The following is a 19633-nucleotide window of genomic DNA, read 5'->3' on the forward strand; positions in this document are numbered from 1 at the left end:
TAGGCGCGAACCGGCGTGGTTTCCGGGATAGAACTTCGCCTCATGGCCATAGACACACAGCCGGGCCTTGACCCTGATCAGATCGCGGCGCTGTTACAGCGCCTGTCGCCATTTTATGCACCGACACCGTTGCTCGACCTGCCAAACCTCGCTGCGAGCCTGGATGTGGCCCAGGTGCTTGCCAAGAACGAGGGACACCGTGCCCTGGGCAGCTTCAAGTCCCTCGGCGGCACTTATGCTGGTCTGTGTGCTCTGGCCCGGGCTACCGGGATGGATATCGACGAATTGCTCGATCCAGAGCGGGCCAGGACGCCGTTGCCGGCGTTAATCACGGCCAGCGCCGGCAATCACGGACTTGCCGTTGCCGCGGCGGCGAAGTTTGCCGGTGGGACGGCAAAAATATACCTCCACACGGGCGTTCCTGCGGCGCGGGTCAGGCGTATCGAATCACAAGGCGCCGAAATCGTGTGGGTCGACGGCACCTACGACGATGCCGTCGATCGGGCCTCCGCGGCGGCCCGGGCCGGAGAAGGCATTCTGGTGGCCGACACCTCTAGCGACCCGGACGACCTAGCTGTAGCAGATGTCGTCGCTGGCTATGGCGTGCTTGCTGCGGAAATTCGTCGCCAGGTCAACGAGATCGGCCATCTGAGGCCAACCCACCTCTTCGTGCAGGCCGGTGTCGGCGGACTTGCCGCCGCCCTGACGACTGGGCTGAAGGACTGGTTGATGCCTCCAGCCATGATCGTCGTAGTAGAACCAGAGGCCGCAGCCTGCGTCGCGGCCGGGCTGTCGCAAGCACGGTCCGTGCGGATATCCGGCGATCTCAAGACGTCGGCAGACATGCTCGCCTGTGGCGAAGCAGCCGCATCGGCGCTCGACGTACTCCGCCAAGGCAACGCTCGGGTCATAACCGTGTCCGAAGCGGCGCTTGCCGACGCGAAGAGCCGACTTCGCGAGGCAAACGGTCCAGGCACAACCCCGTCGGGTGCGGCCGGCCTCGCCGGCCTCGCCACCGCCGTCGCGACTTCCGGCCCGTCGCGGGAGCTTGCGCTCGACGAATCGAGCCGGGTGCTGATCATCGTGACCGAGGCCGAACTGGAGAAGGACGCATGACGATGGCGCCAAACCCCGGACCATTGAACAAAAGAGCGGCTGGGCCGCGGACTGCTCGAGATGCCCACGCTTCAGACTCAACGCAGAACGGGTCCATGAAGCTCATCTACCAGACCCACTCCCCCTACGCGCGCAAGGTTCTGGTCTTTGCCCACGAGGCCGGGCTTGCCGGACGTCTGCGCGTCATTCATCACGAGACGAGCCCCATCAATCGCAACGATGATGTGTTTGCGATCAATCCGCTTGGCAAGGTGCCCGCTCTCGTTCTCGACGACGGCTATGCGATCTTCGATTCGAGCGTAATCTGCAGCTATCTCGACAATCTCGAAAGCAGTCCTCGGCTCATCCCCGAAACAGGGCGAGCAAAATGGTCCGCCTTGCGCCTCCAGGCGCTCGCCGGCGGCATGTGCGACGCAGGCATTTCCATCCGCTGGGAAAACGAGCGCCGCCCTGAACATCTGCGTTATCCTGCCTTGGGCGCAGGCATGACGATGAAGCTCATCGAATCCTATAACTTCGTGGAACGCGAGGTCGAATTCGACGCACCGCTCCATGTCGGCCACATCGCGCTCGCCACTTGTCTAAGCTGGCTGGAATTCCGGGGACTGCCCGACTTCTTGCAGGGAAGGCCACGACTGACACGATGGTATAGATCCTTCGTGGAACGCCCTTCAATGCGTGCCACACCCTACGACGGCGACACGCGTGATTGATATCGATCGCTAGGCTTTCGAAATCCAGTATGTGTCGGTCACCAGCCAAGCGTTCTCGAGGCCATTTGCTGGTCGGCCTGGATGATATTGCGCGAGACGGGTGACCTTGCCTCGGGCAGCCTTGAGGGCGGCCATCAAGGCCTTTTCTTCGTCACTGCGCCTAGCTCCGCTGCAGGGGAAACCCGCATGGCACAAGTGACCGTACGGGAAACGTATCGCCGACCCTTTCCAGAAGCATCATGAAACCTCGTCGGTCCTCACCTGTGAACGGCAGTGCCATCCGGCCAGCGTCGGACAAATTTGAAAGCCACCGTTCCGGCACGTGCGTCACGCCGGCAAAAGCGACCACGACATCGAGGTTTGGCAGATCAACTGCCTGCGTTGCATCACCTGATATCACTTCTACATGGGCACAATGAGCAAGATTGCTTTGCGCACGCCGAGCCAGTTCTTCGTCGATCTCATATGCAATCACGCGTCCTTCAGAACCCGTTAGTTCAGCGAGGATGGCGGTGAAATAGCCGACACCGGCGCCCACCTGAAGGACAGTCTGGCCGGGAGTGATGTTCAGATGGTCGAAAACCAATGCCCAAAGCGACGGCAAGCCGCTGTTCAGTCCGCGTTTTTCGTCAAGCAAGACCAGAACGTCGTGGTAAATCTCATGAAGTGCGGCTGAAGGGCTGGTATGGACCGCCCCGATTTGCAATCTCGAATGGATACGCCAAGGCCCGTTGCCAAGGTAGTGTTCGCGCGGAACCTTTGCGAAGGCCTCGATGACCGCAGGGTTGTGCAAGACAGGTGATGAGACACGCAGATCTTCGGCAAACCACCGGCGCGCTTCACTAGCATCGATTCTTGTCGGCATGGAATATCGGCTCCGGATCGCACGTACTCAATCATGCTCTCAGAAAACCGAACGACGGCAAAGGGGCGCTATCCCCGCATTGAAGGGCAATGCCCGCTATCCGTTTGCCATAGAGCGCAGCTTTGCCGAGTGCCCTGCCCTCTTTGCCTGTGGACCCGCCCGTTTCGGCGCCTGGCGTCTGACCGAATTTGGCGCACGGGTGCCCGGAACGACGCCAGGACATCAACTCGCGCGGCGGATTGATACTCATTCTCGTGACATAGGGGGATTTTATAGCAAAGCGCGGACACCGGCGGCAACCTCGGCCAAGTCGTCATTGAGCTGGTGGTTGCGGCCGTCGAGCCGATGCAGGAGCGCGCTGGGTATCGCTGCTGATAGAGATCAATATGCGCAAAAGCGCAAGTTCGTCCCTGCTGCCGTGATGGCTTTTTCGTGGGCGAGAACCATCAAAATTTCTGGCATTGTTCCGAAGGCCGACCGCGAGGCTGTAAGGCGTGGCGATATGGAAGACACGCAACGCTCCGCCCGACGATCACATCCTCCGGCTGGCCAGCAGCCTTGTGAGCCAGTTCGGATCCATTTCCGGCACGGAGGATAAAAGCCGCTCGGTATAGGGGCCGTGCGGCGGCGTGAGAATTTCGCTCTTTAATGCCCGCTCAACGACTTTACCTTGGTGCACCCCAATTTCGTCGGCGATCGCCCGCACGGTGGCAATGTCATGGGTGATGAAAATGCAGCTCATGCCGAGTTCGCGCTGAAGCCGCATTAAGAGCTTGAGGATTTCCTCTTGCACAATCTGGTCGAGCGCGGACGTGATTTCGTCGCAGATGATGAGTTCCGGATCGGCGGCCAACGCCCGGGCGATGCAAACGCGCTGCTTCTGACCCCCCCGACAGTTCGGCCGGCTGACGATCCAGGTAAGTTTCGCTCATCTCGACCATGTGCATGCGTTCGCCGATCCCCCGATCCCACAACCAAGCCGTACTACTGCGCGGCAAGGTGATTGGCGGTTCGGAGCCTGTTGCCGGACCTTAACCCGGAGACTTAACCGCCCTTGTACACCCTAAGTTAAACGCAGTTTACCAAACAGACGAGGACAGTAGGCAAACCCGCCCCTAGGGTAAGAGGTCGTTCTGTCGATTTATCCGGGAGATACTATTGTCAGTCGTGTGGAAACAGAAGCAAACTTGCGATTCTCCATGCAGACACTATTGCAGTTCATGTGCTCTCATCCCATAGGGGGACGTTGTCGAAGAATGAGTGGGGGAACAACAATTTTCTCGGTGTTACCGCAAAAATCTATAAACCCCATTCGGTGATATGCCGGCAGGAGGACGACAACAGTGAGATATTCATTGTAAAATCGGGCTGGGGCATACTTTATCAGGCACTGCCGGACGGAGAGCGGCAGATCATAGACACTCCCCTCAAAGGGGATGTCGTCGGTTTCCGTGGCTTGGACGGACCCCGTCTTGCGTCGCTGGCGTCCATAACCGAACTAGCTGTTTATGAAATTTCCAGTAAGGAACTGGTCGAGGCCATCCTGTCGGACGGCCGAATCGGGAAGAAGATCGCCTGTTCGCTGGCGCGCCTGAACGCCATCCTTGCCGAACATCTGACAAATACCGGGCGACGGAACGCGATGAGGCGTACCGCCCATTTCCTGCTGGAGTTGGAAGAGAGGCTCTCCATGGTTGAGCTGTCGGTTGATGGAAGATATGAGTGTCCTCTTGCCCAGCATGAACTGGCCGACATCCTCGGAATGACCACGGTTCACGTCAACCGAACGTTAAGGGAGCTGCGCAAGGCCGATCTCGTCTCTTTCAAGTCAGGCCATGTAGAGGTGATCAACCGCAAGAAGCTGGTCGAAACAGCCGGATTCTACAGCGAGTATCTCAGGTAGCGGCTATATCTCTTTGAACGCCAGCGCATGGACACCAAAATGAAGACGGTCGTTCCGTCGCCGGAACAGTTCGAGACGACATTTACGGAGGGCTGGTCGTGCGCGGGACGCCTGACGTCTCGACGACAGCGGTATGCGGCTCGAGGCGGTCGACGGTTGGGCTGAGCGGAACGCAACCCAGCTCGTGCCGAGCAAAGCAAAGTGTGCGAAGGGAGATCATCATGACCCGACGGCAACACTTGTGAATCGGCGTGCAAAATTCGACGCCGATTTTGCACGCCGATTCACAGGCCGAAGCCTCCCAGACCGAGGACCGGGCGGTATGGGCTGCGAGAGGCTTGGCGGCGAAACACGCTGGCGTCATTGCCGTGGTCGCGCGATGCTAACCCTGCATTAGGCGAATACGGCGAGCCGACGACATTGTTCGTCAGCCGCGACGTGCCTGATATGGAATGAGCTTCCTTCGGAGACAAGAGCTACGGCGGCAGTAGCTTTCCCTCCTCTTTGGCGGCCTCAAGGAACGCTCTGCGAACCACATCGGGCTTCACCTGATCGATCATTGCATCCATGCAGAGTTGCACCGCGCTATGCCACTTAGGGCCGCGCTTGCTCCACTTCAGGAGCTGCTCAGCGGCCCTTCGACGTTGCTGCATTGGTAGATGACGCCGGGACGGCCGGTCTTTACGGGAATCGACGGTGAAAACCAATGGAGCGACATTTGTACATAAGCCTTATCTAAACTAAGAGTTCCGTCAGCCACGCCCCGGTTCGAGCCAAGGATCGGAAAACCGGCTATGGCCCAGCCCCGCGCAGCCCCTTCTGGCTGGCCATATCGGGGTAGGGACGCAGCGTAGACATCTATTTTAGGATGCATTGCCAACTCAGAGATAATCATTGCGGTGATGCGAGCCGCTTGGCTAAAGCCGTCGTGGCAACGCTGATGCAGCGGGGCCGGTGATGACGGTTGTAGTCTCGCGTCTCGGCCGCGGTGCGTTTCTCAGAGCCCCTTAGAGACTGCCCCAGCCATAGACCGTTGCGGCCGGGTCAGACGGCCTCGCGGTTGAGATGAACTGCAATTGAATTGCGCTCCACCAAGCGGGCCGCAAGGACACGGTGCTCGAAAGGTAACGTGGCCTCCGCCAACCTCTTCAAGAGAAGCTCCGCTGCCGCCGCTCCAATCAAATGTGCCGGCTGCGCGATGGCTGTGATACCCTGGGTCACGAACTGCATCCAGTCGAGATCGTCGAAGCAGAGCAGCGAAACGTCTCCTGGAATCGCAAGCTTCAATGCGGAAATGGCCTCCAGAACCCCTGTCGACATCACACCATCGGCCGTAAACAGAGCGGACGGTGCATTGCGCATTGTCAGCAGATCGAGCGCCTCCTTGCGGGCTGCCTCGCTAGAATAGACCGCCACGCGACGGATCAACTGCGGATCCGGCGTAATGCCCGCGGCGCGATGGGCTTCGAGATAACCCAATAGTCTCTGCCAGCTTGGATGATGGTAGCGAAGATCAGCGCTGGAGAGATCAACGTTTGCCACAAACGAGCCAACATCGTCGCGTTGGCCCGGCCCGAGTTCCGCCAATATTCCGATGCGGCTGTGTCCGGCCGCTATCATCGCCGCGATGCTGCTATGCGTTACAGAAACGTTGTCGACCACGACTGAATCGGTTTCCAGGCCCGCCACCATGCGGTCGAACTGCACGACGGGACAGCGAGCCGCGACTGCTTCACGAAGATGATCCGGCTCGTCCACGAAGGTCGATGAGACAATTAAACCGTCGACCTGCTTTTCCAGCAGCAGTTGCACCGCCTCTTGCTCGAGTTCGGCATTTTCATCACTGTTCGTAACGATAACCCCGAAGCCGCCACGGCGCGCGACATCCCCTATTCCGCGCAGCACGCTGGCGTAGAATGGGCTTTCGATGTCGCCAACCACAACGCCGATAGTCTGCGTTTTACCGGTGATCAGACCTTTGGCAAGGCGATTGGGGCGGTAGCCCAGCTCAGCTGCTGCGGCCCGCACCTTCTCCTGAACCTCGGGGCTGCTGTAGCCGTAGTCACCAAGAACACGCCCGGCCGTGGCGGAACTCACCCCGGCCCGGCGAGCGACCTCTATGATAGTTGCGTTTTTGGGTAATCTTTGAGTCACTCGGCAAACCTACCGCCCATGCGCGCGTTGTGCCGGCGACCTAGCGGCAGTGTAAGCCCGCCCCGCAAGGCCGAACACCGGAACAGCCGCCGTTGCGCACACCATTGCAATCACAGCACCTCGGACAAAAAGCGCCCAAGACGCGGGCTTTGCGGGTTATCAAATAGGTCCTCTGGTCGGCCTGCCTCGACAATTCGCCCCTCGTCCATGAATACGACCTGGTTCGCGACCTTGCGGGCGAAATTCATCTCGTGTGTTACGACCACCATCGTCATCCCGCCCCGACCGAGATCGGCCATCAAGTTCAGGACGCCTTTGACCAATTCCGGATCGAGCGCGCTGGTGACTTCGTCGAACAGCATAATCTCGGGTTCGAGGGCCAGGGCGCGCGCGATGGCCACCCGCTGCTGTTGCCCGCCCGAGAGATTGGCCGGCCGATGGTCCTTACGCTCCAGCAGTCCGACTTCATTCAGCCTCGCCAAGGCCGCGCCCTCAGCCTCCTCGCGCGACATGCGTTTAACTTTGCGAAGCGCCAAGGTGATGTTGGCGAGCGCGCTGCGGTCGGGGAACAGATTGAACTGCTGGAAAACCATGCCGACGCGCCGCCGGAGTTGGTCAGGGGTCTGTTTGTAGATGCTTTCGCCATCGAGCAGAATGTCACCGGCTCGACACTCTACGAGGCGGTTGAGGCAACGCAGCAAGGTCGACTTGCCCGAGCCGGATGGACCGATGAGGCAGGTGACGGTCCCCGGCTCCACTTTCAGACTGACGTCATGGAGGACCTGGACGGCGCCATAGGCCATGTCGATATTCTTGACCTCAATACCGCCACCCTTGAAGCGTGTGGGCTCTGCTGCAGGCAACGTCGCTGTGCCCGGCACGCCCGCTTCGGCAAGCTCGGCGACTTCCTTGAGGCCACTTTGCACAGCGGTGATACGTTTGCCGACGCGCATGCGCGCGTCGATGTAATTGACGAGGTGGGTTAGCGGCACCGTGATCACGAGATAGAACACGCCGGCCAGCAACAGCGGCGACAAGTTGCCGGTCAGCACGGCTTGGTCCTGGCCGACGCGGAACAGTTCGCGTTCGGAGGCGAGCAGACCAAGGAAATAGACCAGGCTGGAGTCCTTTACGTTGCCGATGAACTGGTTGACCAGTGCGGGCAGGACGCGGCGGATGCCTTGCGGGATCACCACCAAGCGCATGCCTTGGCCATAGGTCATGCCGAGAGTGCGGGTGGCGTCGATCTGACCACGCTCGACGCTCTGAATGCCGGCGCGGAAAATCTCCCCGATATAGGCGCCGGCGATCAGGCTGAGCGCCAGAATGCCCAGCGGATAAGGCGATGGACCGAACAGATCTCGGCCCAATCGCGCGAAGCCTTGGCCAATGATTAGGATTGTGACGATGGCAGGAAGCCCGCGGAAGATATCGGTGTAGACTCGGGCAAGGAGTTTCAGCGGCCGGTTCTCGGAAATCCCCATCACGGCGAGTACGATACCGATCAGCGTCCCGAAAAACGTCGAGGCAAGGGCCAGGATCAGGGTGTTCTTGAGGCCGACCATCACCATGTTCGGCAGAACTTCTGCCATCGCCTGGAAATCAAGAAAGCTGCGGGCGAAGTTGTCGAACCAGCTCATATCAAGTCCATCTATAACTCGGCCGGGCACCGTTGCTCACGGGCCCGGCCGGAAACGCTAACGAATACGCGCGAATTTACTTCTTTGGCAGATATTGATCCGGCATCGGGGTACCCGGGAACCATTTCTCGTGAAGCCGTTTCCAGGTGCCATCGTCCATGGCCTCTCGCAATGCCTTGTTGAGCGCTTCTCGGAAGGCGTCGTTGCCCTTCTTGACCACGAAACCGGCTGGCGCATCGAAGGACGGCACGTTCATTGTTATCTTCAGGTTCTTATAGCGCTCCACATACTGCTTGGCCGACTCATAGTCAGTGAAATGCCCATCGATCGTCCCGTTGTTCAGCGCCGCCACGGCAGTGTTGTTGTCCGGGAATTTGACGATGTCGCCCTTCAGATTCTTCTCGGCATAGATTTCCTGCAACGTCCCCTGGATCACGCCAATGCGCTTTCCGGCGGTGCTCTCATTGCTCGTCAGAACCGGATCAGGCGAAATGATCGACAGGTAGCCAGCGAGATAGCCGTCGCCAAAATCCACGGTCTTCTTGCGCTCCGCGGTCGTGCCAATGGCGGCGACAGCGACGTCGAAGCGACCGTTGGCGACAGAGGGCAGCAGGGCCGAGAATTCCTGACCGGTGAAAACGACCTGCTCCTCCTTGAACCCGAGCCGGCGCGCTACGTCGCGGAAGAGTTCAGCGTCGAAACCGGTGAAGTTGCCGTTGGCGTCGGTGAAGACATAGGGTTTCGCATCGCCCATGGTTCCGACGCTGATCACCGTCGGGTCGATGAGGTTGTAGGGGTTGTCGGCCGCTTTTGCCTGCGTTGATGCGGCCAACGTGCCAAGTCCTGTCACCAGCGCGATCGTCAGCGCCAGACCGGATTTCACAAATTGGCGCCTGCTCGAATTCGTTTGCATGTCTTCTCCTCTTACGATTGGCCGAAGTCGGCCTGCGGTCCCACTCGACGACCCATCCATCAAAACGCTCTTTCATGGCGTTGGTTAGATGAATGAGAACGTTATCACTTTGACTAGCATTGTCCATTTCTCGCGTCAATTGCTCAGTTGAATTCCCCAACTAGACGGTTCTCTCGTCTTGAATGCGCCGAGCTCCGCGGAGGACCTCCGGCGTGATCTTTCCTAGATCAATTGCTGCCGCATAGCCGATCGCCCCGTAGTACCGGCAGGTAGCAGCCGCCGCCTCCGCGGCTTGGCTAAGAATGTCCTGAGGCGCCTCTTTCTTAAGCAGGCCGAATAGCGTTCTTGCGATGAAGGTGTCGCCCGCGCCCAGGGTGTCGACGGGTTCGACCAACCGCGCCGGGGTTCGGTAAGAGACGGTGTCGCCGTGAAGCACCGCGCCGGCCCGACCGCGAGTCACAAGAACCCACCTTGAACCAAATGCGAGCAATTCGGCTGCGATTGCGGCCAATTCCTTGTCGTCGAGACCGTCACCCGAGACACAAGCCAGATAGCAATAGGGCCCAATCTCGCGTCGGTGTCCCGGTTCCCGGCGGGTGGAAAAATCATAAGACAACAGTGACTTACTTGATACAGCGGCAACCCACGGGTCCAAACCGCTGGACTGGCCGATGTGGACGGCCTGAAAACCCGAGAGAAAATCCAGATCTTCTTGCGTCGGCGTGAACACCGAAACTCCGAGATCGAAGTCCAGGAAAATCCGATCGGCGTTGCGGTGACCTATGAGGCAGTAGGCGGTCGGCCCTTCAAGGCGCCGCAATCGGGTGATGTCCACGCGGTCGGACTTGAGTGCGGCGTGGATCAAGTCCCCTGCCCGGTCTTTGCCGATCGCCCCAACATAGGCCGACTGCCCGCCGAAGCGGCTGACATACACCGAGACATTGAGGCAATTTCCGCCAGGATACATCTCGCCGCGAGCGAGATAACAATCGACCACGTTGTCGCCCATCGCGGCAATCTTGACCATCGCAGGACTTTCAGTTTAAAGGGTGTGATAACGTTCGCACAATGGCCCGCCATTGTCAATTGTGCGCCGGCCCAAGCTCTGTCAACGAGAAGAGGAACCTAATGATTTTCGCCCTCCCCGCCGACGTTGAACGCGCCCTGGCCGCTACGGCGGGCAGGCAGTTTTCGCATCTATTCCTCGTGGCGTGCGGCGGCTCGCTCTCGATCATGATGGCAGGCAAATACTTTGTCGACCGTCACAGCGGCACATTCGCCTGCGATATCTACAACGCGGATGAGTTCGTCTGCCGAGATCCGCGACGGTTGGGACCTGACGCGCTCGTCGTCCTTTGCTCGCAGACAGGCACCACCCAGGAGACCGTGCGAGCGGCCAATCATGCAAAGGATCAAGGCGCGACGACAATCGGCATGACGCTCGACCAGATATCGCCCCTCGCGCAGGCGGTCGACCACGCAGTCGCCTACCAGGCCTCCTACACGACGGGCAAACCGATCGATGCAGCCCGCAGCAACTACGGCGTGCTCTACATGTTGCTCGCCGGCCTAATCGATGCTCGGGAGGATGCCGGGCTGACCGCCGATCTGCTGATGAGCCTGAGCCATCTTCAGCCGGCGATCGAACGTGCGCACCGGACCTATGCCGACCGGTTTAAGGCCTTCGTACCCCGTTTCGCGCCGCGCAAAGCGATCTACACACTGGCCAGCGGTGCAAGCTACGGTGCGGCGTATTCCTACGCCATCTGCGTGTTGATGGAGATGCAGTGGTACGACTCGCAAGCCATACACGCCAACGAGTTCTTTCACGGCCCGTTCGAGGTGGTGGACCGGGATACTTGCTTCGTGGTCTTGATGGGTTTGGACGAGACGAGGCACCTTACGGAACGCGCTCGCGATTTCCTTTTCAAGCACGGCAGCCGGGAAAACATCCTGGTGCTCGATGGAGCGGAACTCGACCTCAGCGGTATGTCCGAACACATCAAACCCTATCTCGTGCCCTTGGTCTTCTTCGACACTCTATGGCGTTTTGCCTATACGCTGGCTGGTCTGCGCGGCCAGCCGATGCTCGAGGGCCGGCGCTACATGAAGAAGCTCACGGACTACTAGTTCCGCCGCGCTCTGCAGCCATCCAACAACTCCCAGCCCGGCTTCTGCGTAGAAGGATTTTTCTATGACTGCATCCCCAAAACCGCGCCAAGTCGTCGTCATCGGCGCTGGCATCTTCGGCATCTCTTCCGCGCTGCACCTCGCTCGTCTTGGCTTTGATGTAACCATTGTCAACGACGGCGCGCCGGCCAACGGTGCATCCGGCCGTTCACTTTCCTGGCTGAACTCAGCGCGACGTGCTGACACTGCTTACCACCGCTTGAGGCTTGCGGGCATCGACCGTTATCGGACCCTGGCGGCCACAAGGCCGGAAACGGCGTCGTGGCTTCGCTTTGACGGCGGCCTCACCTGGGATGCGGATGATGGGACGAACCAGATCGCCTCCATCTGCCAGCTGGAGCAGGATATTGGTTATGACGCGCTTCTGCTCGGCCCTGCCGAAGTCGGCGCAGTGACGCCCGGTGTCAACGCCAGCGCAATCACCCCGCAGGGTGCCATCTTCAATCCTGGCGAAGGATGGGTTGACCTGCCCTGCCTGATCGATCTGCTGCTCAATGAGTTCCGCTCCCGCGGCGGCAAGCTCGTCCAGAACGCCGGACGCGTGCGGATAGATGCCACAGGTGGTCGCGCGCGTGGCGTCGTCACTGCCGACGGTGTGCCGTTAAAGGCGGATGCAGTGGTCCTTGCCGTTGGGCCAGCGACGCCTGCCATGCTTGCGGAGATCGGAGTTCGTGTCCCCGACGCCACGCCGATTTCACTCCTCTTGAAAACCAAGCCGATCAAGACCGAGCTCCGTGCCGTGCTGAATACGCCGCGCGTGGCGGTGCGCCCGACGCCGGATGGCGAACTTGTTTTGGATTCGGCGTGGTCGGAGGAAGAAGTCGTGGTCAACTCTGATGGAACTTACACCGTGCACGACAAGACCGTCAAAGGACTGCTCGACGAGGCTAGTGCGGTGCTCGAGGGCAATCGGCGGCTCCAACTCGCTACCTATGCAGTTGGCCCGAAGCCCATGCCGGGCGACGGCGAGCCAGTGCTTGGCTCCGTCGAGACCGTCGCCGGGCTTCACGTCGCCTTTAGCCACAGCGGCGCCACGCTTGGATTGATCGTCGGCGAATTGCTTGCCAAAGAAATCGCCTCAGGCAATCCGCATCCCATGCTTGCAACGTTTCGCGCTAGTCGATTCAGCTGAAAGGGCAATTGCGGCAAGGCCGAACTGTCCAAGCGCGGACGCTCAAGGGAGAAGATGAATGCCCCGCAAACTATGGCCAGATAGCCGCTCGCGATCCACTGGAGTGCGCTGAGCGCGACAAGTTGCGCAAGCCTCAATTCAAAGCCAAGAAGATCGAAAGGCAGACTGCACCGAAGAGCCCGGCGGTCTACCTTGTGGGAATTAGGTGCAGTGCAGACTTCCCGCCCTTCACGGGCGCCGCTGACAGCTTGCGGTCAAAGCTGGCAAGTTGGCCGCCTCGCGCCTTGGCGAGCGCGAGAAGGTACGTATCCGTGACCTGTGCCGAAGTCAGGATTTTCGCTGCATCGATGTCGCCGGAGCCAACCAGGCTCACATCGTCGGGCCAGAAGCTGTGCCCGTGCAGAGCCCGCAACTTGGTAACGATTTGCGCAACGATGGCGGGCGAGCCGGGAGAATTAGGATATCTTTGGTTCCCGACGATGCGCAGGACGCCGTTTTCGGTGATCGGACAAGTAGCCCATGCCGCGTTGCCCGTCTCTTCGAACCAGCCATGCGCGTCGCCATAGGCGACGTGACCAGGATCGATCAGTGCGATCAGCACATTGACACCGAGCAGGAAGGTCAAGGCAGTTCGTTTCGCAAGGCGTTGACCGTCTCAAGCGTGACAGGAGGTGCATGCGGCCGAGGCGACAGAAGAGGAATCCCGTTGCGCTCGCCGCCAGCTTGAGGCCGGCGCAGCGAGCGCCGGGCGAGATCGCTAATGACCTCGCCGAGGCTACGACCCTGCTGCCGGGCCATGGCCCTGGCCGCGACCAGGACGTCGTCATCAATCGCCAGTGTGGTTCTCATATCACTCTCCTGACGCGCATCAAACATCACGCATGATGTGGACTAGCTACGTCGGACACTCAAGCGGTGCGAATACCCGGCGGATTTGCGTGGAACACGTTTTGCCGGAAAGATCGTCGCTCCGCGGCTTCAACCTTTATGCGACGAAAACTGCGCCCGCGGTAATCAGCGAAACGCCAAGCCAGTTCGGCAGGGACAATTGTTATCTGAGGAAAACCGCACGGAATACCGTGTCAAGCGCGACGCTTAGCGTGGCGTCACCGAGCAACTCGCCCTCCCACAATGCAGCACCAGGGCTGCGATGACATGTCTTGATCGTGTTGCTGAAGTCAGCCAGATCCTACGTCGATAACGGCCTTGATCAGACCGGACTTCTGCTGCGCCCAGATTGCGATGTCGCGTGGGTTGTCGCGCAGGGTGGTGCGGTGGGTGACAAGCTGGTCGATTGGTATTTTTCCAGCGCGAATCGAGGCAATGACGTGCTGGAAATCGCTACGAGTCGCGTTGCGACTGCCGATCAGCATCATTTCCCGTTTGTGGAACTCTGGATCGGAGAAAGTTATGTCGTCCGGCACGACGCTGACCATCACCATGACGCCGCCATGAGCAACATAGGCAAGGCAGACTGCATCGAACGGCTGTTTCCCGTTGCGTCGAAGACGACGTCGAAACCTGCTCCCGCAGTTCGCGCCGCTATCGTTTCGATGATCGAAGGTCAGCCGCTCGGTATCGACGTCCATGACGGTCACGTTCTGTTGCGCGATTCGCGCAAAAAGCGCGGTGCCGAGGCCGATCGGCCCGGCGCCGATAACGAAGGTGCGAATGCCCGGCCCCGCCATGCATCTGCGGACTGGGTGGGCACCGATGGCCAGAAACTCGACCGTGGCCGCCTCCACCAGTGACAGGCCGGCCGCTGGAATCAAGTTTTGCGCCGGCACGAGAATCTGCTCACTCATGGCACCGTCACGGTGCACGCCAAGCACCTCGATCGACATGCAGCAGTTAGGCTTGCCCTGGCGGCAGGCGGCACAATGTCCGCAGGCAAGATAGGGATTGACGAGGATTTGCTCTCCGACCGACAGGTCCACGGGCGCGTTGATTGCCGCGATTGTTCCCGAAACCTCATGGCCCATGATGCGCGGATAGGCGAGATAAGGATGCCTGCCCTCGAAGATGTGGTAGTCGGTTTCGCATATCCCGACAAAGGCGACATTGACCAGTGCCCAGCCTTCGGGCGGAGCGTCTGGTGCCTGCTGCTCCTCAAACACCAGTCTGCCGGGCTCGGAGCATCGCACGACTTTGATGGTGGGATCCATGACGGCAATTCCCCCCTTGCTAAGCTGGAGTCCGGCAACAGGAAGTGGTCCGGCGGTGCAATCCGCCGGACCGCTGGTGGATCACTCGAAGTCCTTGACGTTCTGCAGCGTCACCAGTCCGGCGCCGGTATCCACATTGGCCTCGACGGGTTCCCCACGGATGGCCCTGACGACGGTGTCGATGCCAAGCTCGCCCATTTTCGCGGGAAATTGAGCTACGCTGGCGTCCTCCGCCCCCGACTTGATCGCTTCGATCTCACCGCAGCAGGCGTCAAAGCCGACCACTATGAGGTTGTCGTTGGCAATGCCTGCATTGCTGATCGACTTGACGGCTCCAGGGATCGGCGGGCCGCAGGCCGCGTAGATTGCCTTGAGATCAGGATTGGCCGTCAGAATGTCTTCGGTCACTGACGTGCCAAGTTCCAGCGTGCAGTTGGTTGCACCTTTGCCGACGACCTCGACCTTTACCTCACCCAGTCCCTCCATCATGCCCGTGACCCGGTCATCCAGAGCCGGCACCCCGGGAACGCCTTGCAGAATACCGATCTTGTCACCGCTCTTGAGCACCGTCTTCAGGTATTCTCCGGCGATCTTGCCGCCATTGAGGTTATTGGTCGATACCAACGCCGTCTGGCCTTTCCAGTTGGGGATGCTGTTGTCGACGAGAACCACCTTGATGCCGGCGGCCACCGCCTTGTCGAGCGCCGGCGCGACCGTCGGGTCGACCGGAGTGATTGCAAGCCCTTTGACGCCTTGCGTGATCATGGATTCGATCAGAGCGATCTGGCCTTCAATGTCGGTGGCCGCCTGGCCCTGGCCGGTGACCAGTTCGATCTCCGGATGAGCGGCCGCGTATTTTTTGGCGGCGTCCTCCATGGTCGAGTAGAACGGCACCGGGAATTTCGTGATCAGGCCGATCTTGATCTTGTCTGCGGCCGAAGCCGGCATAGAAAACGCAACGGCGATCGCCAGCCCTGCGAACAGTTTTCGGTTCATTGGCATTGTTTTCCTCCCTTGGATTGAGACGCCTCCCTGCGGGAGACGCTTCAGGCATTTGCGGACCGGAACGGTCCCCAAATCTCGAACGGGTCAGGCTCCAACGATCATGGAAACCAGCTCCTGTTTGTTGTCCTTGGTCGGCACCAGTTCGCCGACCCTGCGGCCCTGGCGAAGCACCACCGCGCGATCGGCGAGTTCGACGACGTGTTCCATGTTGTGAGTGATCAGGATGACGGCATTGCCCTGGTCGCGGAGCGCAGCAACCAGATTGAGCACCTGCCGTGATTCACGCAGGCCGAGTGCGGCGGTCGGCTCATCCAGAATGACAACCTTGCGGGCGAATACGGTCGAGCGGGCCACGGCAATGGCTTGTCTTTGTCCACCCGACATCATGGCGACGACGGCATCCAGCCGCGGCAACGTGACCTTGAGATTCACCAACAGAGCGCGGGTCTCGGCGTCCATTCGGCGCTGCTGCAGAAATCGCAGGCCGCGCGGAAGCCATTGCGGGCCAGCCAGCTCGCGGCCGGCAAAGAAGTTCTGTCCCGGTGTCAGATTGTCGAACAGCGCCAGGTCCTGATAGACGGTCTCGATGCCGGCGAAGCGCGCATCCGCAGGGGAGCGTATCTGCGTTGGCGCACCATCCAAAAAGATCGCGCCGGCATCGAGTTGGTGCACCCCGCTGATGCATTTGGTTAGCGTCGATTTACCCGCGCCATTGTCGCCGAGCAGGCCGACGATCTCGCCTCGCCGCACCTCGATGCTGACATCGTCCAGGGCCAGAACCGAACCGAAACGCTTGGTCGCACCGCGTACCGCCAGCACGGGATTGTCCGCGGTGACCGCATGATCGACGTTGGCCGCAGCAGCGCTCATGACTGCCTCCCGGCTTGCATGACACGTACACGCCCTTCGAGGTAATTGCGCAGCACGTCGGACTCGACCGCTATGACGATGACCACGCCGATGACGATGAGCTGGAAAAAGACGTTGACGTTGAGCAGGTTGAGCGCGTTGCGGATAACGCCGATCATTATGGCGCCGATCAAGGCATGGCCGAGGTGGCCGCGACCACCAAGAAAGCTGGCGCCGCCAATGATCACCGCCGCGATCGTATCCAGTTCCAGCAGATTGCCGAAGAGCGGCGAACCGGCGTCGGTGCGGCCGGCAAGGATGACTGAACCGATGCCGGCGCACAGCCCTGAGATGACATAGACGGAAACCAGGACCCAGGACACGGGAATACCCATGCGCAACGCAGCGTCGGGCCGGCCGCCAACCGCATAAATCCAGCGCCCCCAGACCATGGTTTTAGCCATGACGAAAAGCACCGCGGCAACGCCGGCAACAACGAAAATCGATCCAGGCAGACCCCAGACCGCGTCGCGGCCAAGCGCATCGATCGAATCCGGCATGCCAGGGATGGCGCGGCCATCGGCCAGTTGCAGCGCCAACCCCTTGGCGATGCTCAATGTTGCCAGCGTGATGATGAAAGGATGCGGCAGTCGGCCGAAGACATAGAAGAGCCCGTTGATCGCGCCGACCGCGGCACCGCAGCCAACCATCACCGCGATCACAACGATGGCGGGGGCGCCAGCATGAAAGCTCAGCGCGCCAACGACGGAAGCCAGCGCAAGGTTCGAGCCGACGGAGAGATCGATGCCGCGTGTCAGGATGACCAGATGCTGGCCCATCGCCACAACCGAGATGACGGCCGTCTGGGCGAGGATGTTGCTGAGATTGCGTCCTGTCAGGAAATAGGGTGACAGAAAGCTGAGGACGGCGACCAGCAGCACCAGGATGACGACCGGACCAGCGCTCAGCAGCATCAGGCCAAGCGCAAGGCCGGGGACGGCTTCTGACTTCCTGGATGCCGGCAACGCGGCCTCGCCGACAGTCGTGCCGGTGTTTCCCGTTTCAGGCAAATTTCCCCTCCCCGCCGCAGCTTGTGCGAGCCGCGTCGTCAAAAACTCAGTTCGTGTTCAGGTCCTCTTCTTATCGATAAAAAACAACTGGTGTAGTCGGGTCAAGTTGTTTTTTATGGATAAAGTTCATGCTAAAAAGGACAAGGTATTGTTCCAAGGAAATCCGATGAGAACGGACACCGTCTACAAGAAGGCCTTCAATCGAGCTGCAAATATGCTGCGCGACGGACAATTGGCCGGCGAACTTCCTTCCGAAAATGAGCTTAGACGGCGAATGTGCGTCAGCCGCACAACCGTCCGAAAGGTCCTGCGAGAACTTCTTAACCGCGAACTTGTCACCGAACGCCACGGCCTCAGAGCGACGGGCCGCGCGGTCGGCGACAACGACTACTATCCGGACGCCGAAACTACGCCTCGCGCCAAGCATGTCGAACAGCAGTTCATGGAGTGGATGCTGCGGGGTGACACCAGGCCCGGAACCAGCATCAATGAGCTTGAGCTTGCACGGCAATTCGGTGTTGCGACCAATGGAATTCGCGAATTCCTGATCCGCTTCAGCCGGTTTGGACTGATCGAGAAAAGGCCGAATACAGGCTGGCTTTTCAAGGGTTTCACTGAAGACTTTGCACTTGAGCTCTTCGAGATCCGGGTGATGTTTGAACTGCGTTCGGCACAACTGTTTTCACTGCAGCCGAATAGCTCTCCGCTATGGTCGAAACTCGCCGCGCTCAAGATGGCGCATGCCGACCTGCTGGAGCGAATTGAGAGCCGCTTTCACGACTTCTCCGGCCTGGATAATCGGTTCCACCGGCTCATAAACGAGGCATCACCGAACCGCTTCATCGATGACTTCTACGACATCATCACGTTCATTTTTCACTACCACTATCAGTGGAACAAGCAGGACGAAAAGCAGCGCAACCTTGCCGCAATCCACGAACACATTGCCTATATCGATGCGCTTGAGAGCCGCAACTCCACTCGGATTGAGGCAGCCTGCCGAGCGCATCTGGCTTCAGCAAGGGAAACACTGATGCGTTCGCTTACGGGATTTGATGAAACGAGCATCAATGCATAACGAAAGAGCTTTGAACCTGGGGGGCAAACAGCGCGATGCGGGCGTTTATGATCCGAAGCCGAATTGCGGTGACAGTACCCTTCCAGAACAGGGGAACCGACGCACCCTTTTGGATGCGTCGGAACAAAGGTCTACGCGTGGCGGATTTCTGTCCCAAGCACGTTCAGGCACTCGCGGATAAACGCTGCAAGCGCCGTCCAGCCCTTGGCTGAAACCATCGTGCCGTCGACATATGCCTCCGTTGGAGACAGGTCGATATAGGTGCCGCCCGCAAGCGTCACTTCGGGCTCGCATGCCGCCAGTGCGCCGACCTTCTTGCCACGCACGACGCCGTCTACCGCAATCAGGATCTGCACGCCGTGGCAGATCGTGAAAATCGGCTTTTTGGTTTCGTGGAAGTGGCGCACCATCGCCTGCACGCGCTTGTCGGTGCGGATGTATTCGGGCCCACGACCGCCGGCGCAGTACACAGCGTGGTATTGCTCCAGCTGCTTCTCAGCGTCGGAAAAGGTCTTGTTGATCAGCGCATAGTGGCCGAGCTTTTCGGTGTAGGTCTGATCGCCCTCGAAATCGTGCAGCGATGTTTTGATCAGGTCTCCGGCGCTTTTGTCTGGGCACACAACGTGAACCGTGTGGCCCACCGCTTCCATCGCCTGCTGGTAGACGAAGATTTCGTATTCCTCGGTGAATTCACCGGTCAGCATCAGGATCTTTTTGCCTGGCATGGTCGTACCTTTCCTGTGACAACGGCCGGGCGAGACCTGTACTCGCCCGGTGGGTTTGACTTTCTAGAAGGGTGAATCGGGGAAGTATCCTTGGCACTGGCCTGTGATCAAAGAC

18 protein-coding genes and 2 pseudogenes are annotated in these 19633 nt (G+C 59.7%); 6 read left to right on the forward strand and 14 right to left on the reverse strand.

Annotation, left to right across the window (positions count from 1 at the left end; translation table 11 throughout):
• Window positions 1-42 precede the first annotated feature (42 nt).
• Together X760_RS51190 and X760_RS51195 are read left to right on the forward strand one after the other, a co-directional pair.
• Window positions 43-1116, forward strand: coding sequence for a pyridoxal-phosphate dependent enzyme (locus X760_RS51190; protein WP_031193821.1), 1074 nt, complete (start codon window positions 43-45; stop codon window positions 1114-1116).
• Window positions 1117-1211: 95 nt separating this feature from the next.
• A complete protein-coding gene (locus tag X760_RS51195; protein ID WP_023718501.1) occupies window positions 1212-1829 on the forward strand; it encodes a glutathione S-transferase in 618 nt (205 codons plus the stop codon).
• Window positions 1830-1989: 160 nt separating this feature from the next.
• Here the strand turns inward: X760_RS51195 and X760_RS51200 are convergent, their stop codons facing one another.
• Both X760_RS51200 and X760_RS51205 read right to left on the reverse strand, forming a co-directional pair.
• Window positions 1990-2694: an rRNA adenine N-6-methyltransferase family protein gene (locus tag X760_RS51200; RefSeq protein ID WP_023718502.1), complete on the reverse strand. Its 705-nt coding sequence runs from the start codon at window positions 2692-2694 to the stop codon at window positions 1990-1992.
• Between the two features lie 532 nt (window positions 2695-3226).
• A pseudogene (locus X760_RS51205) lies at window positions 3227-3653 on the reverse strand (ATP-binding cassette domain-containing protein); the annotation flags it as partial.
• A 287-nt stretch (window positions 3654-3940) separates the two neighbouring features.
• Between X760_RS51205 and X760_RS0137595 the strand changes: the two are divergent.
• Window positions 3941-4597 (forward strand): Crp/Fnr family transcriptional regulator, encoded by a 657-nt coding sequence (locus tag X760_RS0137595; protein ID WP_245278555.1) that lies wholly within the window; start codon window positions 3941-3943, stop codon window positions 4595-4597.
• Window positions 4598-5073: 476 nt separating this feature from the next.
• Here the strand turns inward: X760_RS0137595 and X760_RS51210 are convergent, their stop codons facing one another.
• The 5 genes from X760_RS51210 to X760_RS51230 all read right to left on the reverse strand — a co-directional run bounded on the left by X760_RS51210 (window position 5074) and on the right by X760_RS51230 (window position 10331).
• On the reverse strand, window positions 5074-5250 hold the full coding sequence (locus X760_RS51210; RefSeq protein WP_023718504.1) for a DUF982 domain-containing protein: 177 nt from the start codon (window positions 5248-5250) through the stop codon (window positions 5074-5076).
• 391 nt (window positions 5251-5641) lie between these two features.
• Window positions 5642-6751, reverse strand: coding sequence for a LacI family DNA-binding transcriptional regulator (locus X760_RS51215; protein ID WP_023718505.1), 1110 nt, complete (start codon window positions 6749-6751; stop codon window positions 5642-5644).
• Window positions 6752-6861: 110 nt separating this feature from the next.
• A complete protein-coding gene (locus X760_RS78820; RefSeq protein ID WP_023718506.1) occupies window positions 6862-8391 on the reverse strand; it encodes an amino acid ABC transporter permease/ATP-binding protein in 1530 nt (509 codons plus the stop codon).
• 76 nt (window positions 8392-8467) lie between these two features.
• On the reverse strand, window positions 8468-9304 hold the full coding sequence (locus X760_RS51225; protein ID WP_023718507.1) for an ABC transporter substrate-binding protein: 837 nt from the start codon (window positions 9302-9304) through the stop codon (window positions 8468-8470).
• A 160-nt stretch (window positions 9305-9464) separates the two neighbouring features.
• On the reverse strand, window positions 9465-10331 hold the full coding sequence (locus tag X760_RS51230; RefSeq protein WP_023718508.1) for a PfkB family carbohydrate kinase: 867 nt from the start codon (window positions 10329-10331) through the stop codon (window positions 9465-9467).
• Between the two features lie 101 nt (window positions 10332-10432).
• Between X760_RS51230 and X760_RS51235 the strand changes: the two genes are divergently transcribed.
• Window positions 10433-11434 (forward strand): SIS domain-containing protein, encoded by a 1002-nt coding sequence (locus tag X760_RS51235; protein ID WP_023718509.1) that lies wholly within the window; start codon window positions 10433-10435, stop codon window positions 11432-11434.
• 64 nt (window positions 11435-11498) lie between these two features.
• A complete protein-coding gene (locus tag X760_RS51240) occupies window positions 11499-12626 on the forward strand; it encodes an FAD-binding oxidoreductase (RefSeq protein ID WP_023718510.1) in 1128 nt (375 codons plus the stop codon).
• Window positions 12627-12813: 187 nt separating this feature from the next.
• Here X760_RS51240 and X760_RS51245 read toward each other — a convergent pair whose 3' ends face one another.
• The 6 genes and pseudogenes from X760_RS51245 to X760_RS51270 all read right to left on the reverse strand — a co-directional run bounded on the left by X760_RS51245 (window position 12814) and on the right by X760_RS51270 (window position 17715).
• Window positions 12814-13251 carry a TA system VapC family ribonuclease toxin gene (locus X760_RS51245; RefSeq protein ID WP_023718511.1) on the reverse strand — a complete coding sequence of 146 codons (438 nt, stop codon included), beginning with the start codon at window positions 13249-13251 and terminating at the stop codon, window positions 12814-12816.
• Window positions 13248-13475: a CopG family transcriptional regulator gene (locus X760_RS51250; RefSeq protein ID WP_023718512.1), complete on the reverse strand. Its 228-nt coding sequence runs from the start codon at window positions 13473-13475 to the stop codon at window positions 13248-13250. Before X760_RS51250 ends, X760_RS51245 begins: the two co-directional genes overlap by 4 nt.
• Before the next feature lie 329 nt (window positions 13476-13804).
• Window positions 13805-14779: pseudogene (locus X760_RS51255) on the reverse strand (zinc-binding alcohol dehydrogenase family protein).
• A gap of 93 nt (window positions 14780-14872) precedes the next feature.
• Window positions 14873-15787: a sugar ABC transporter substrate-binding protein gene (locus X760_RS51260; RefSeq protein WP_156948053.1), complete on the reverse strand. Its 915-nt coding sequence runs from the start codon at window positions 15785-15787 to the stop codon at window positions 14873-14875.
• Between the two features lie 93 nt (window positions 15788-15880).
• On the reverse strand, window positions 15881-16666 hold the full coding sequence (locus X760_RS51265) for an ATP-binding cassette domain-containing protein (RefSeq protein ID WP_023718514.1): 786 nt from the start codon (window positions 16664-16666) through the stop codon (window positions 15881-15883).
• A complete protein-coding gene (locus X760_RS51270; RefSeq protein WP_023718515.1) occupies window positions 16663-17715 on the reverse strand; it encodes an ABC transporter permease in 1053 nt (350 codons plus the stop codon). Before X760_RS51270 ends, X760_RS51265 begins: the two co-directional genes overlap by 4 nt.
• 166 nt (window positions 17716-17881) lie before the next feature.
• Here X760_RS51270 and X760_RS51275 point away from each other — a divergent pair, with 166 nt between their 5' ends.
• Window positions 17882-18793 (forward strand): GntR family transcriptional regulator, encoded by a 912-nt coding sequence (locus tag X760_RS51275; RefSeq protein ID WP_023718516.1) that lies wholly within the window; start codon window positions 17882-17884, stop codon window positions 18791-18793.
• Window positions 18794-18924: 131 nt separating this feature from the next.
• Here X760_RS51275 and X760_RS51280 read toward each other — a convergent pair whose 3' ends face one another.
• On the reverse strand, window positions 18925-19518 hold the full coding sequence (locus tag X760_RS51280) for a DJ-1/PfpI family protein (RefSeq protein WP_023718517.1): 594 nt from the start codon (window positions 19516-19518) through the stop codon (window positions 18925-18927).
• Between the last annotated feature and the right edge of the window lie 115 nt (window positions 19519-19633).

It is taken from the genome of Mesorhizobium sp. LSHC420B00 (genome assembly GCF_000503055.1).
In the GTDB taxonomy this organism is placed as follows: domain Bacteria; phylum Pseudomonadota; class Alphaproteobacteria; order Rhizobiales; family Rhizobiaceae; genus Mesorhizobium.

Excerpts from the sequence above, each read along its gene's own strand:
- X760_RS51190 (WP_031193821.1), top strand. The coding sequence starts at position 43 with ATGGCCATAGACACACAGCCGGGCCTTGACCCTGATCAGATCGCGGCG.
- X760_RS51225 (WP_023718507.1), bottom strand. The coding sequence starts at position 9,304 with ATGCAAACGAATTCGAGCAGGCGCCAATTTGTGAAATCCGGTCTGGCG.
- X760_RS51280 (WP_023718517.1), bottom strand. The coding sequence starts at position 19,518 with ATGCCAGGCAAAAAGATCCTGATGCTGACCGGTGAATTCACCGAGGAA.
- X760_RS51210 (WP_023718504.1), bottom strand. The coding sequence starts at position 5,250 with ATGCAGCAACGTCGAAGGGCCGCTGAGCAGCTCCTGAAGTGGAGCAAG.
- X760_RS78820 (WP_023718506.1), bottom strand. The coding sequence starts at position 8,391 with ATGAGCTGGTTCGACAACTTCGCCCGCAGCTTTCTTGATTTCCAGGCG.
- X760_RS51230 (WP_023718508.1), bottom strand. The coding sequence starts at position 10,331 with ATGGTCAAGATTGCCGCGATGGGCGACAACGTGGTCGATTGTTATCTC.
- X760_RS51195 (WP_023718501.1), top strand. The coding sequence starts at position 1,212 with ATGAAGCTCATCTACCAGACCCACTCCCCCTACGCGCGCAAGGTTCTG.
- X760_RS51265 (WP_023718514.1), bottom strand. The coding sequence starts at position 16,666 with ATGAGCGCTGCTGCGGCCAACGTCGATCATGCGGTCACCGCGGACAAT.
- X760_RS51235 (WP_023718509.1), top strand. The coding sequence starts at position 10,433 with ATGATTTTCGCCCTCCCCGCCGACGTTGAACGCGCCCTGGCCGCTACG.
- X760_RS51250 (WP_023718512.1), bottom strand. The coding sequence starts at position 13,475 with ATGAGAACCACACTGGCGATTGATGACGACGTCCTGGTCGCGGCCAGG.
- X760_RS51200 (WP_023718502.1), bottom strand. The coding sequence starts at position 2,694 with ATGCCGACAAGAATCGATGCTAGTGAAGCGCGCCGGTGGTTTGCCGAA.
- X760_RS51260 (WP_156948053.1), bottom strand. The coding sequence starts at position 15,787 with ATGAACCGAAAACTGTTCGCAGGGCTGGCGATCGCCGTTGCGTTTTCT.
- X760_RS51275 (WP_023718516.1), top strand. The coding sequence starts at position 17,882 with ATGAGAACGGACACCGTCTACAAGAAGGCCTTCAATCGAGCTGCAAAT.
- X760_RS51240 (WP_023718510.1), top strand. The coding sequence starts at position 11,499 with ATGACTGCATCCCCAAAACCGCGCCAAGTCGTCGTCATCGGCGCTGGC.